General features: G+C 38.8%; 15 protein-coding genes. 9 read left to right on the top strand and 6 right to left on the bottom strand.

Features of this window, described 5'->3' with window-relative positions; all coding sequences use genetic code 11:
- Nucleotides 1-49: 49 nt before the first annotated feature.
- From ampD to tadA, 6 genes are all read left to right on the top strand, one after another.
- Nucleotides 50-604, top strand: a complete 555-nt coding sequence (gene ampD, locus DV417_RS00980; protein WP_009499712.1) for a 1,6-anhydro-N-acetylmuramyl-L-alanine amidase AmpD — start codon at nt 50-52, stop codon at nt 602-604.
- 525 nt (nt 605-1,129) lie between these two features.
- The gene (rppH, locus tag DV417_RS00975) at nt 1,130-1,720 is read left to right on the top strand and encodes an RNA pyrophosphohydrolase (protein WP_005637259.1); all 591 of its coding nucleotides are present in this window, start codon (nt 1,130-1,132) and stop codon (nt 1,718-1,720) included.
- The gene (locus DV417_RS00970; RefSeq protein WP_118878041.1) at nt 1,720-2,517 is read left to right on the top strand and encodes a sulfite exporter TauE/SafE family protein; all 798 of its coding nucleotides are present in this window, start codon (nt 1,720-1,722) and stop codon (nt 2,515-2,517) included. Before rppH ends, DV417_RS00970 begins: the two co-directional genes overlap by 1 nt.
- Before the next feature lie 8 nt (nt 2,518-2,525).
- Nucleotides 2,526-3,332, top strand: a complete 807-nt coding sequence (lgt, locus tag DV417_RS00965) for a prolipoprotein diacylglyceryl transferase (protein ID WP_118878038.1) — start codon at nt 2,526-2,528, stop codon at nt 3,330-3,332.
- Between the two features lie 9 nt (nt 3,333-3,341).
- Entirely contained in the window at nt 3,342-4,193 is an 852-nt protein-coding gene (locus tag DV417_RS00960) for a thymidylate synthase (RefSeq protein WP_065245805.1), read from the top strand.
- The gene (gene tadA / locus DV417_RS00955; RefSeq protein WP_065245804.1) at nt 4,193-4,708 is read left to right on the top strand and encodes a tRNA adenosine(34) deaminase TadA; all 516 of its coding nucleotides are present in this window, start codon (nt 4,193-4,195) and stop codon (nt 4,706-4,708) included. Before DV417_RS00960 ends, tadA begins: the two co-directional genes overlap by 1 nt.
- 33 nt (nt 4,709-4,741) lie before the next feature.
- Here the strand turns inward: tadA and DV417_RS00950 are convergent, their stop codons facing one another.
- Nucleotides 4,742-5,056, bottom strand: coding sequence for a DUF721 domain-containing protein (locus DV417_RS00950; RefSeq protein WP_046942222.1), 315 nt, complete (start codon nt 5,054-5,056; stop codon nt 4,742-4,744).
- A 78-nt stretch (nt 5,057-5,134) separates the two neighbouring features.
- Between DV417_RS00950 and secM the strand changes: the two genes are divergently transcribed.
- From secM to mutT, 3 genes are all read left to right on the top strand, one after another.
- Nucleotides 5,135-5,437: a secA translation cis-regulator SecM gene (secM, locus tag DV417_RS00945; protein WP_065245803.1), complete on the top strand. Its 303-nt coding sequence runs from the start codon at nt 5,135-5,137 to the stop codon at nt 5,435-5,437.
- A gap of 124 nt (nt 5,438-5,561) precedes the next feature.
- Nucleotides 5,562-8,267: a preprotein translocase subunit SecA gene (gene secA / locus DV417_RS00940; protein WP_118878035.1), complete on the top strand. Its 2,706-nt coding sequence runs from the start codon at nt 5,562-5,564 to the stop codon at nt 8,265-8,267.
- A gap of 64 nt (nt 8,268-8,331) precedes the next feature.
- Entirely contained in the window at nt 8,332-8,745 is a 414-nt protein-coding gene (gene mutT, locus DV417_RS00935) for an 8-oxo-dGTP diphosphatase MutT (protein ID WP_118878033.1), read from the top strand.
- 48 nt (nt 8,746-8,793) lie between these two features.
- Here the strand turns inward: mutT and DV417_RS00930 are convergent, their stop codons facing one another.
- From DV417_RS00930 to yggU, 5 genes are all read right to left on the bottom strand, one after another.
- Nucleotides 8,794-9,060 carry a DUF5339 domain-containing protein gene (locus tag DV417_RS00930; protein WP_118878031.1) on the bottom strand — a complete coding sequence of 89 codons (267 nt, stop codon included), beginning with the start codon at nt 9,058-9,060 and terminating at the stop codon, nt 8,794-8,796.
- Between the two features lie 87 nt (nt 9,061-9,147).
- On the bottom strand, nt 9,148-10,182 hold the full coding sequence (gene holA, locus DV417_RS00925) for a DNA polymerase III subunit delta (RefSeq protein WP_118878028.1): 1,035 nt from the start codon (nt 10,180-10,182) through the stop codon (nt 9,148-9,150).
- Complete coding sequence (locus DV417_RS00920; protein WP_118878026.1) at nt 10,182-10,685, bottom strand: LPS-assembly lipoprotein LptE; 504 nt, start codon at nt 10,683-10,685, stop codon at nt 10,182-10,184. Before DV417_RS00920 ends, holA begins: the two co-directional genes overlap by 1 nt.
- Nucleotides 10,686-10,780: 95 nt before the next feature.
- Nucleotides 10,781-13,366, bottom strand: coding sequence for a leucine--tRNA ligase (gene leuS, locus DV417_RS00915; RefSeq protein WP_118878024.1), 2,586 nt, complete (start codon nt 13,364-13,366; stop codon nt 10,781-10,783).
- Between the two features lie 128 nt (nt 13,367-13,494).
- Nucleotides 13,495-13,782, bottom strand: coding sequence for a DUF167 family protein YggU (gene yggU, locus DV417_RS00910; RefSeq protein WP_118878021.1), 288 nt, complete (start codon nt 13,780-13,782; stop codon nt 13,495-13,497).
- Nucleotides 13,783-13,932 lie beyond the last annotated feature (150 nt).

The following is a 13,932-nucleotide window of genomic DNA, read 5'->3' as shown; positions in this document are numbered from 1 at the left end:
ACAGACCGCACTTTTTCTGCGATCCTGATCGCAAAAATAGGAAAAATGTATGCGAAAAATAAAAGATATTGAGAAAGGATTTCTGACTGATTGTCGACAAATTCCATCTCCGCATTTTGATGAACGCCCAGATTTAGAGGATATTTCACTTCTTGTGATCCATTACATTAGCTTACCGCCAGAACAATTTGGTGGCGGATATGTGGATGATTTTTTTCAAGGGAAATTAGATCCTAAGATTCACCCTTATTTTGAAGAAATTCATCAAATGCGTGTTTCTGCCCATTGTTTGATTGAACGAGACGGGCGAATCACACAATATGTTAATTTTAACCAAAGGGCTTGGCATGCTGGATTATCTAGCTTTCAAGGGAGAGAAAAATGTAATGATTTTGCCATTGGAATTGAGTTAGAAGGTAGTAATGAGCAGCCTTTTACTAATGAGCAGTATTTGGCATTGCAAGAGCTTACTAACTTAATCATGAAAAATTACCCTAAAATTACGAAAGAACGAATTGTTGGGCATTGTGATATTTCGCCAGGACGTAAGATCGATCCTGGTCAATATTTCGATTGGGAACGTTATTTTGCCAGCCTAAAATAATTTGTTTAAAAATTAGACATCAAAAATTAGAGGATTCTGTGTATTAAAGATATTGTCATGTTTTGTTGCTAAGCAATTGAATTTAAATGGATAAATTTTCTCTTGAAATTGTCTTGGAAAGGTTTTTTTGAGTTATACAACATTATGGATTTTCTCAACCACAATTTTATCCACAGAAATATTGAATAACTCAAAGAGATAGCTAAAAGCTCTTTGGTGAATGGAGTTCCTTTAAAAATTGTATTTTTTTACCGCACTTTCTTCCATTTTTATATGTGAAAAGTGCGGTTTATTTTTGTTTAAGATCTTTTGATTGGAAATAACTCAATTTATTTTCAAGTTTGATGAGATAAGGATCCTTTCCCATTTTTACGTGCTCAATTCACAATCAGAAATCTGTTATTCACAATGTTATCCACAATCTGTATATTTTATTGCGTAATCCGCCCTTTGGTTGATAAAAACACTGATTTATGAAACAATCTGCAGACTATTTTTATATGAAAAATTTAAGGTAAAACGATAGTGATCGATTTTGATGGCTACCGTCCAAATGTGGGTATTGTGATTTGTAATCGCAAAGGGCAAGTGCTTTGGGCGAAGCGCTGTGGGCAAAATTCGTGGCAGTTTCCGCAAGGTGGCATTAATGATAATGAAAGTGCCGAGCAAGCGATGTACCGTGAACTGTACGAAGAAGTTGGGCTACAGCCTAAAGATGTGCGCATTTTATATGTATCTAAACATTGGTTGCGTTATAAATTACCAAAGCGTTTGTTGCGTTATGACAGCAAACCGATGTGTATAGGGCAAAAACAACGCTGGTTTTTGTTGCAGCTTGTTGGCGATGAAAAAAATATCAATATGCAAACGACCAAATCGCCAGAATTTGATGGATGGCGTTGGGTGAGTTTTTGGTATCCAGTTCGTCAAGTCGTGTCGTTCAAAAAAGAAGTGTATCGCAAAGCGATGAAAGAGTTTTCGGGGGTGTTGTTCTCAGAAAATCCTCCTGTATATCAACCTACACGAGAATTGGAGCAAAAATCTTATACTCATCCTAAAAAATATAATGGTTCAAAATTTCCAAAACGTTCTTTTAATAAAACAAGGAATTCATAATGCTTAGCTTTATTTTACTTTGTTTGCTTGTGGGGGCGGTTGCTGGCTTTTTTGCGGGGCTTTTTGGTATTGGTGGCGGATTGCTGATTGTTCCTGTGTTAGTGTACTTATTGCCAATGGTGGGCGTGCCAGAACCTTTATTGATGTCTACCGCACTTGGAACCTCTTTCGCAACGATTGTTATTACTGGCTTTTCTTCAGCTCAACGACATCATAAGTTAGGTAATGTTGTGTGGAGTGCGGTGAAGGTACTTGCTCCGAGCATCATGGTTAGCGTGTTTATTTGCGGTTTTTTTATCGGAAAACTTGATCGCGATATTTCTAGTAAATTATTTGCCTGTTTAGTGGTTTATCTCGCAGTTAAAATGGTCTTATCTATTAAACCTAAGACAAATAAAACAGTTAAACCTTTGACGACTCAATCGTCTATTATCGGTGGCATTCTAATTGGCATGGCATCTAGTGCTGCAGGCATCGGTGGTGGTGGATTTATTGTGCCGTTTTTAAATTCTCGCGGTATCGATATGAAAAAGGCTATTGGTTCCTCGGCTTTCTGTGGCATGTTACTCGGAACTTCTGGAATGTTCAGTTTCATGTTAAGTGGCTTGGGGAATGCAGCAATGCCGGAATATTCTTTAGGTTACATTTATTTCCCTGCCGTGTTATGTATTACTGCCACATCCTTTTTCACGTCAAAACTTGGTGCGACAGCCACCTCAAAACTACCAGTGCCAACTTTAAAGAAAGGATTTGCACTTTTATTAATTACCATTGCTGTTGATATGTTTATTAGATAGAGAAAATTATGAATTCAAATTATTTGCTTCTGCCTCATTTTGACCCAACTATTTTTACTCTTGGTGATAGCAATATCGGCTTACGTTGGTATGGTTTGATGTACCTTTTGGGGTTTATTTTTGCACGTTGGCTTGCGGTTCACCGTGCTAGTCACCCAAATAGCGGTTGGACGGTGGATCAAGTTGATACCTTACTTTTCAACGGTTTTATGGGCGTATTTATTGGCGGACGTGTTGGCGATGTATTTTTTTATAATTTGGATCGTTTCTTACAAGAGCCGCTTTATTTGTTCCGTGTTTGGGAAGGTGGAATGTCTTTCCATGGCGGCTTAATAGGCGTCATTGTTGCCATGATTTGGACGTCTTACTCACAAAAACGTAATTTTTGGCAAACGGCTGATTTTGTTGCGCCTTTGATTCCGTTTGGTTTAGGTTTAGGTAGAATTGGTAATTTTATTAATCTTGAGCTATGGGGACGCGAAACGGATGTGCCTTGGGCAATGATTTTCCCGAATGATCCACTATTACTTCCTCGTCATCCATCACAACTTTATGAAGCCTTTTTAGAAGGCGTAGTGTTGTTTACGATTCTGAATATTTTTATTAAAAAGCCACGTCCAATGGGCTCTGTTGCAGGCTTATTCTTAATTGGTTATGGCGTCTTCCGTTTTATTGTGGAATATGTGCGTGAGCCTGAAGTTGAAAATTTCTTTGGGGTCATTACAAGAGGACAAGCACTTTGTTTACCAATGATTATTGGTGGGACTTTAATTATGGCTTGGGCTTATTCACGCAAAAGTGCGGTAATAAAATAGGAGATTTTTATGAAACAATATCTTGATCTTTGTCGTCGCATTGTTAATGAAGGTGAATGGATTGCCAATGAGCGTACAGGTAAGCGTTGTTTGACGGTTATTAATGCAGATTTAGAATATGATGTGGCGAATAATCAATTTCCGTTGATAACCACGCGTAAAAGTTATTGGAAAGCGGCAATTGCCGAATTTTTAGGTTATATTCGTGGTTATGACAATGCCGCTGATTTCCGCGCACTTGGTACTAAAACTTGGGATGCCAATGCGAATGAAAATGCAGCATGGCTCGCGAATCCGCACCGTAGAGGTGTTGATGATATGGGGCGCGTATATGGTGTGCAAGGCAGAGCATGGCGTAAACCTAATGGTGAAACCATCGATCAGCTACGCAAAATTGTTAATAATTTGACCAAGGGTATTGATGATAGAGGGGAAATTTTAACCTTCTTTAATCCAGGAGAATTTGATCTTGGTTGTCTTCGTCCTTGTATGCACACGCATACTTTTTCTCTTGTGAGTGATACTTTACATCTCACTAGCTATCAACGTTCCTGTGATGTTCCGCTTGGATTGAATTTCAATCAAATTCAAGTGTTTACTTTCTTGGCGCTTATGGCTCAGATTACGGGCAAAAAAGCAGGCAAGGCATATCATAAAATTGTGAATGCGCATATTTATGAAGATCAGCTTGAGTTAATGCGTGATGTGCAACTTAAACGCGAGCCTTTCCCGTTGCCAAAATTAGAAATCAATCCAGATATAAAAAGCCTTGAAGATTTAGAAACTTGGGTCACGATGGATGATTTCAAAGTCGTTGGCTATCAATCTCATGAACCGATTAAGTATCCTTTTTCCGTCTAATGGATGCAGCAAAAGTGCGGTCAGAATTTGACGAGAAAATGATGCGCTATGCCCTTGAACTTGCCGATAAAGCAGAAGCGTTAGGTGAGATTCCTGTGGGGGCGGTTTTGGTTGATGACGCTGGAAATATTATTGGAGAAGGTTGGAATCTTTCCATTGTTCAAAGCGATCCCACCGCACATGCTGAAATTATCGCTTTGCGTAATGGCGCGAAAAATATTCAAAATTATCGCTTACTAAATACTACGCTTTATGTGACATTGGAGCCTTGCACAATGTGTGCTGGGGCGATTTTACATAGTAGAATTAAACGCCTTGTGTTCGGCGCTTCTGATTATAAAACTGGGGCTGTTGGATCACGTTTCCATTTTTTTGATGATTATAAGATGAATCATACTCTGGAGATCACATCTGGTGTATTGGCAGAAGAGTGTAGTCATAAATTAAGCGCATTTTTTCAGAAGAGACGCGAAGAGAAAAAAATAGAGAAAGCATTGTTAAAAAAGTCTGATTGATATTAAATCTCCCCTCTCTCCTATTCTTAGCTTTTAAAAACCAGGGTTTATTGTTATCTCAAGTCGTTTTACATGCGGAAATTCTTCTTGAATAAGTTTTAATAATTCAGTCTGTCTGAATAAAATTCCTTGGCGAACAATGGCATTTGCTGTCTCAATAAAAATTGAGTTATCTATCATATTACCAATACGAAATTTTCCGTGAAATTCCTGTGGAAAAATGCGGTTAAATTTTTGATTAAGTTCATTGATAGCAAGACCTTTTTTCATTATTTTGGCAAAGGGAGATTGCTCAAGCACATCCATAATATTGACTGCTTTTTGATAACGATCAGCCTTGTTTTCCATAAAGTCTGCCCCCAGTAAATGACATTAGTTTAGATTTCCGCTACAATACACGCAATTTTCATAATAAACAACGAGATGATGATTTCAGGCACTGTCAAACCGAATTTTTGGTCGCGATTACTTTTGAGTATTATCGCAATTTTTGCTTTGCCTAACGCACAAAGTTTTGAAAATCAAAATAACGCGGAAAATTATTCCTCGAGTGTTTCGATTCAACAAGCGTTAGAGACGGTAAAAGTGGCACGCGAAGTGCAACGACAAGCCATTCCTCAACCTTCAATTTCCCACCAAACTGAAAAACAACTTAAAATTCAACCGCACTTTTTTGCTGAAGCGTTGAATCTTAGTGCGCCAATTCGAGCAGGCCCCTTGCTTATTTAATTTTTCTGTTTTTTGTGAAGAATATTGCTATTGAAATAGCGATATTTTAAAAAATTATTGTGCATGAAATAAAGTATTTCATAAGCATTTAACTATTTAACTTATATATTTAAAAAGAGAAATTATGAGCATTTTAACAAGAATTTTTGGCAGTCGTAATGAACGTATTCTACGTAAATTAAAAAAACAAGTCGTTAAAATTAATAAAATGGAGCCAGCTTTTGAGGCATTAAGTGATGATGAATTAAAAGCAAAAACACAAGAGTTTCGTGATCGTTTAAGTGCGGGCGAAACTTTGCAACAAATTTTACCAGAAGCATTCGCAACGGTACGTGAAGCAAGTAAGCGCGTGCTTGGTATGCGCCATTTTGATGTTCAGCTTATTGGTGGAATGGTATTGACTAACCGCTGTATCGCAGAAATGCGTACTGGTGAAGGTAAAACATTAACTGCGACTTTGCCTTGTTATTTAATCGCCCTTGAAGGGAAAGGCGTTCATGTTGTGACGGTGAATGACTATCTTGCTCGCCGAGATGCAGAAACAAACCGTCCGTTATTTGAATTTTTAGGTATGACTGTAGGCGTAAATATTCCTGGTTTACCACCTGAAGAAAAACGTGCAGCTTATGCAGCTGATATTACTTATGCAACTAATAGTGAACTTGGTTTTGACTACTTACGTGACAATTTAGCCCACTCAAAAGAAGAGCGTTTCCAACGTACTTTAGGCTATGCGCTGGTGGATGAAGTGGATTCCATCTTAATTGATGAAGCGCGTACGCCATTGATTATTTCTGGTCAAGCTGAAGACAGTTCTGCGCTTTATATTGCAGTCAATAAACTGATTCCAAACTTAATTAAACAAGAAAAAGAAGATACAGAAGAATACCAAGGTGAAGGTGATTTTACCTTAGATCTTAAATCTAAACAGGCACACTTAACTGAACGTGGCCAAGAAAAAGTAGAAGATTGGTTGATTGCGCAAGGTTTAATGCCTGAAGGGGATTCTTTGTACTCTCCTGGTCGAATCGTGTTGCTTCACCATGTTATGGCTGCATTGCGTGCTCACACATTGTTTGAAAAAGATGTCGATTACATTGTGAAAGATGGTGAAATCGTGATTGTTGATGAACACACAGGTCGAACAATGGCAGGGCGTCGTTGGTCAGATGGTTTACATCAAGCCATTGAGGCAAAAGAAGGGGTTGAAATTAAGAGTGAAAACCAAACTGTTGCGTCAATTTCTTACCAAAATTACTTCCGTTTATATGAGCGTCTTGCGGGTATGACGGGGACTGCGGATACCGAAGCGTTTGAGTTCCAACAAATTTACGGCTTGGAAACTGTTGTGATTCCAACAAACCGTCCAATGATTCGTGATGATCGCACAGATGTTATGTTTGAAAATGAACAATATAAATTTAATGCGATTATTGAAGACATCAAAGATTGTGTAGAACGCCAGCAACCAGTGTTAGTGGGGACGATTTCAGTAGAAAAATCAGAAAAATTATCTAAGGCCTTAGATAAAGTGGGCATCAAACACAATGTGTTGAATGCGAAATTCCACCAACAAGAAGCGGAAATCGTGGCTGAAGCAGGTTATCCTGGTGCGGTGACTATCGCAACGAATATGGCGGGTCGCGGTACGGATATTATCCTTGGGGGTAACTGGAAAGCGCAGGCTGCTAAATTAGAAAATCCAACTCAAGAACAAATTGAAGCGCTTAAAGCTGAGTGGGAAAAGAACCACGAGATTGTAATGAAAGCAGGTGGTTTGCATATTATCGGTACAGAGCGTCATGAATCTCGCCGTATCGATAACCAGTTGCGTGGTCGTTCTGGCCGTCAAGGTGACCCTGGTTCTTCTCGCTTCTATCTTTCTTTGGAAGATGGCTTAATGCGCATTTATTTAAATGAAGGTAAACTTAATTTAATGCGTAAAGCGTTCACCGTGCCTGGTGAGGCTATGGAATCGAAAATGTTGGCGAAAGTGATCGCATCAGCTCAAGCAAAAGTTGAGGCCTTCCATTTCGATGGTCGTAAAAACCTACTTGAATATGATGATGTGGCAAATGACCAACGTCATGCAATTTATGAGCAACGCAATTATTTGCTTGATAATGATGATATTTCTGAAACTATCAACGCCATTCGCCACGATGTATTTAATAGCGTGATTGATCAATATATTCCACCGCAATCTTTGGAAGAACAATGGGATATTAAAGGGCTTGAGGAACGTTTGGCTCAAGAGTTTGGTATGGAATTACCAATTTCTCATTGGCTGGAAGAAGATAATAATCTTCACGAAGAAAACTTGCGTGAACGCATCGTCGAAGTCGCCGAAAAAGAATATAAAGAAAAAGAAGCACTCGCTGGTGAAGAAACCATGCGCAACTTTGAAAAAGGCGTCATGTTACAAACCTTAGATGAGCTTTGGAAAGAACACTTAGCTGCAATGGATTATTTACGCCAAGGTATTCATTTACGCGGTTATGCGCAAAAAGATCCAAAACAAGAGTACAAAAAAGAATCTTTCCGTATGTTTACGGAAATGTTGGATTCTTTAAAACACCACGTTATCACGACGTTAACGCGTGTACGTGTGCGTACTCAGGAAGAAATGGAAGAAGCTGAACGTGCTCGTCAGGAGATGGCTGCTCGTATCAATCAAAATAATTTACCTGTGGATGAAAATGGTCAGGCAATCCAGAATTCAGATTCTGGAGATTATTCAGATCGTCGTATTGGACGCAATGAGCCTTGTCCTTGTGGTTCGGGTAAAAAATATAAGCATTGTCATGGCAGTCGTGCAGCTCGCCATTAATGATTAGCCAAAGTGCGGTGATTTTTCACCGCACTTTTTTCATAGGTGCTATTGGATAGAAGAAATGGATAAAAAAATTATACAAGTTGCTGCAGGGATTATTCGTAATGAGTTTGGTCAGATCTATTTAACGCAGCGTTTAGAAGGACAGGATTTTGCGCAATCTTTAGAATTCCCCGGTGGAAAAGTGGACGCGGGAGAAACCCCAGAACAGGCTTTAAAACGTGAACTGGAAGAGGAAATTGGCATTGTGGTATTAAATGCTGAACTTTACGAGCGCTTCCAATTTGAATATCCAACAAAGATTATTTCTTTTTTCTTTTATATCGTAGATGAATGGATTGGTGAGCCTTTTGGGCGAGAGGGGCAAGAAGGTTTTTGGGTTGAGCAACGTGCATTAGATGCAGGACAGTTTCCTCCCGCTAATGCAAAATTAATTCATCGGTTATTGAATGAAATTCTCCATCCTATAAAATAAAACCCTAGTCAGACTAGGGTTTATATAACATCTATTGATTTTTTCAAATTATTTCGGCATTGCGGCTTTCATTTGTTTAAGTTGTTCTGCCGCTTGATTACAAGCCTTATCTTGTGCCGCTACGGGCATTGAGGCAAATTGTTGTTTGCTTGATTCATATTGCGCTTTCATTGCATTTGCTTGCGCAGCTGGCATTGATGCTAAGAAAGAATCAATTTCAGCGAAATAAGTTTTACAACTTGCAGACAAATCAGCTGCAGAAGCTGAAAAACCAAATCCCATTAAAATAAGTGTAGCTAGTGTTTTTTTTATCATGATATCCTCACGAAAGTTAATTAATAAGTCATTGCCGATGTGGCGTTTTATTATACCGCTTTAGTGCAAAAAAAAAAACAATAGCGATTACAAACAAATTTTTACAGATAAATCAGCAAGTTTAATCCACACTTCATCGCTAAATTCTTGTTTAGCAAGACGTTCGATATTGGCGAGCTCTTGAATAATTTCGTAGAGCTTTTGGTAGGTTAAACGTTGAATCGCACTTAAAAAGAGCGGTCGGCGATTTTGCCAGATTTTTAGACGGTCAAATTCAACCTTAATTTGTTGAGTTGGAAGTTTTTCCGTTGTCATCGTATGTTGCTGTGGTTTTGTGAGTTCCAGCAACGTAAATAATTCTCGCTGTAGCGTGCGTAATAAAATAACAGGTTGCACATCTTCAGCTTGTAAACCTTTTAAAATACGTTTAGCGCGATTTGCTTTTCCCATTAGCAAAGCATCAATCCATTGAAATGGTGTAAAAATTGAGGATTGTTCGACTACGCTAATTACACGATTGTAGTTAAGTTTATGGTCAGGATAGAGCAAATCTAAAAGTTGCAGAGCTTGTTTGAGTGCGAGCAGGTTATTCTCATAACTGTAACAAAGTTGTTGGATTGCTTCATCATCAGCTTCTAATCCCATCGTTTTGGTACGATTTTTTACCCAACGGGGGAGATTTTCAGCTGTAGGCGTTTGGCAATTTACAAGAATCGCACTGGTTTCATATTGGTTTAGTTCAACAAACCATGCTTGGTTTTCATTTGCTTTTGCTAGCTTTGCAATTTGTAAAATCAGCAAGATATCGTCATGTAGAACCGAAATAAATTCTGGCAGATTTTTCTGTAAAAGTGCGGTGAAGTTTTCTGGTAAATTTAATACCATGACTTGTTTATTAAAAAACAATCCCATGGATTGACAGGATTCTATGAGTTGCGCCCAGTCAGTTTGGCTATCAATCTGAATGCTATTTTTCTCATCGAATCCTTGTTGGTTGGCTGTTTTATAAATGGCATCTTCACTTTCACTCAGTAACAATGGATCTTGCCCGACCAAAAAGTAAACTTTGGCTAAACGTTGGGAAAGATGTTGATTAAGTTGCTCAGGGAAGATTCGATTCATTATTTGTTTTTCACTTGTTTTTCTAATGCAACCATTTTAGTAATGAGCTGACGTGCAGCTTGTTCTCGCATATCATTCCAAATTACTTCTCGTTCGCTAGATTTAGCTAATGCTGCGCGAGAGTTATCAAAGAAAGTGCGGTTGACTTTTGCCGTGATTGGATGGCTTTCACCATTCGCTAAACGAATGCTTGCTTCCACTTCTAACATCAATACTTTCTCAGCTTCTCGCCCGCGTTTAAAGACAGAAGCAACTTCATCATTTGTGCGAAATTTATTGATCCGCAAAACAGGAATGCCTTGAGTCGAATTGACGAGTTGAACATTATTCGCTTGTAACTGATTACGCATCGCCACTGACATTTCACTGTATGGATCAGCGCTTTCAAAGGTAAGAGTACGTAATTCTTGTGGAATTAATGTACCGTTTTGAAAATGCCAGCCACAAGCAGAAAGAGCGGTAATGCTTGCTACAATAAACAACGCTTTGATTGATTTAATCATAAAAATTACCTTTATTGTGGAGTGTACAAATTTAAAATCCATACACTAATAAAGATAGAATCTGTGAAATATCAATATTCCACAGATTCTACGGATTATGGTTTAACCACAAAATTCAACATTTTTAATGGAATATAGATTTCTTTAAGAATTTCTTTTCCATCAAGGAATTTTGCAACATTAGGATCTGCTTTGGCCGCCGCTTTAATTTCTTCTTCTGAAGACGTTGCGGGAACAGTCACTTTTCCACGAACCTTGCCATTTACTTGCACAACAATGAGTTTTTCATCTTCTACCATTGCGGCTTCATCAGCTTTCACCCATTCAGCGGTATCGATGTTGCTTTCATTTCCTAGCGCTTGCCATAATTCAAAGCAGATATGTGGCGTAATTGGATAAAGCATGCGCACAACTGCACTTAACGCTTCCGCCATGACAGCCCGATCTTGATCACTTTCTAAGGAAGCCTTAGTGAGTTTATTCATCAACTCCATCACTGCTGCAATAGCAGTATTAAATGTTTGACGACGACCAATATCATCGCTCACTTTCGCAATGGTTTTATGTACTTCACGACGAAGCGCTTTTTGAGCTGCTGAAAGTGCGGTGGTATCTAGGCTTGTTTTTGCTGGATTTTGTTGATATTGATATACCAAGTTCCAAACACGCCCTAAGAAACGTTTAGCACCTTCTACGCCAGATTCTTGCCATTCCAAGGTCATTTCTGCTGGAGAGGCAAACATCATAAAGAGACGAACAGTATCGGCACCATATTTCTCTACCATTTCTTGTGGGTCAATACCGTTATTTTTGGATTTCGACATTTTGGTCATGCCACTGTGGACTAGTTCACGCCCTTCAGGATCGGTCGCTTTAATAATTCTGCCTTTTTCATCACGTTCAAGAGTCACCTGTGTTGGACTCACCCAAATACGCTCATTGGTTGGACTGGTGTAGTAGAAAGCATCTGCAAGCACCATACCTTGACATAATAATTTATCGGCTGGTTCGTCACTGGTTACAAATCCTGCATCACGCAATAATTTGTGGAAGAAACGGAAGTAGAGCAAGTGCATTGTTGCATGTTCAATACCACCGATATATTGATCCACTGGTAACCAATAGTTTGCTTCTTCCGCATCAAGCATGCCATTTTGATATTGTGGACAAGTGTAGCGCGCGTAATACCAAGAGGATTCCATAAAGGTATCAAAGGTATCCGTTTCTTTTAACGCTGGTGCGCCGTTAAGGGTTGTTTTTGCCCAGTTAGGATCTGCTTTAATTGGACTTTTTACGCCATCCATTACCACATCTTCAGGAAGAATAATGGGTAAATCTTCCATTGGTGCAGGTACTACATCGCCATTTTCAAGGGTTAGCATCGGAATTGGCGCTCCCCAATAACGTTGGCGAGAAACGCCCCAGTCACGTAAACGGTAATTAACTTGACGTTTTCCAACACCTAATTTTTCTAATTTATCTGCAATACCATTGAAAGCGCCATTAAAATCTAAACCATCAAACTCAGCTGAGTTCACTAATTTACCGTGTTCAACGAAAGCTTGTTTGGTTAAATCAATTTCTTCATCCGCAAGAGGTGCGATCACTTGTTTAATTGGCAAACTGTATTTTTGAGCAAATTCAAAGTCACGTTGGTCGTGAGCTGAAACCGCCATGACAGCGCCTGTGCCATAGTGCATTAACACGAAATTCGCAACCCAAATTGGTAATTTTTCACCCGTCAATGGATGAATGGCAAATAAACCCGTTGCCATTCCTTTTTTCTCCATTGTCGCAAGATCAGCTTCTGCTACTTTGGCATTTTTCGCTTCCTGAATAAAGGCGGCTAATTCAGGATTATTTTGAGCCGCTAAACTTGCTAATGGATGTGCCGCCGCAATGCCTAAATAACTTACGCCGTAAAAGGTATCTGGACGCGTGGTGTAAACTGCTACTTTTTCGTTGGTATCTACAACATCAAAAGTAATTTCTACCCCTTCAGAACGACCGATCCAGTTACGCTGCATAGTTTTTACCATGTCAGGCCATTGTGGAAGGGTATCTAAACCACCTAATAATTGCTCTGCATAGTCAGTAATTTTGATAAACCATTGTGGGATTTCTTTTTGTTCCACTGGTGTATCACAACGCCAGCAACAACCTTCGTGTACTTGCTCGTTTGCGAGTACAGTTTCATCATTCGGACACCAGTTTACTGTTGAGGTTTTTTTGTACACTAAGCCTTTTTTATAAAGCTCAGTGAAGAACCATTGCTCCCATTTGTAGTATTCTGGTTTACAGGTTGCGATTTCACGATCCCAGTCGAAACCAAAGCCTAAAAGCTGAAGTTGTTTTTTCATGTAGGCAATGTTTTCGTATGTCCATTTAGCAGGCGCAGTTTTATTTTTGATCGCCGCACCTTCTGCCGGTAAGCCGAAAGCATCCCAACCAAATGGTTGCAATACGTTTTTACCTAGCATACGTTGATAACGAGAAATTACATCACCAATAGTGTAGTTGCGTACATGCCCCATATGCAGGCGGCCAGAAGGATACGGGAACATAGAAAGACAGTAATATTTTTCTTTAGATTCGTCTTTGATTGCTTTGAAAACTTTATTTTCTGCCCAATATTGTTGAACCTTTGGTTCGATCATATCGGGACGATATTGTTCTTGCATAAAATCACCTTAAATTTTAACCGCACTTCTGCAGCATTTTGACAATAGAAAATGTGGCATAGAATACCGTAAAACCGCATAAATTGATAGGGTGAGAGTCCAAAGTGCGGTGATTTTTTTCTTTGTTTTTACAATAGATTTTGAATTTCTTTTGGAATTAATTTGGGTTCAGGAATCCAAACTTGTTTGTGTCGGCTAAATTCCCCTTTTTCTAAAATAATACTGCTTTTGGGTACCTTGAAGGATTTACTTAAAAATTTCAATAAATGCGCATTTGCTTGACCATCAACAGGTGGCGCAGTAATGGTAATTTTTAATTCATCATCGTGAATGCCAGCAATATGATCTTTACTGGCTTTTGGCTGTAAGAATATTCTTAATCTAATGCCGTCTTTATTTTGTTCAATCGCAGACATAAATTCTTCGTTTTGTTTATTTTTCTTTATTATAAAAATGAATTATGTAAAAAATAAAGTGTGGATTAGGGAGCGCTAATCCATAGCAAGCAAATACAACTTATGATATAGTTCACAGCCGAATTTATAGGGATCTTTTTATAATAAAAA

This window comes from Haemophilus haemolyticus, assembly GCF_003490935.1.
Taxonomy (GTDB): Bacteria; Pseudomonadota; Gammaproteobacteria; order Enterobacterales; family Pasteurellaceae; genus Haemophilus; species Haemophilus haemolyticus_M.
This window is presented reverse-complemented; position numbering and strand designations above follow the sequence as displayed.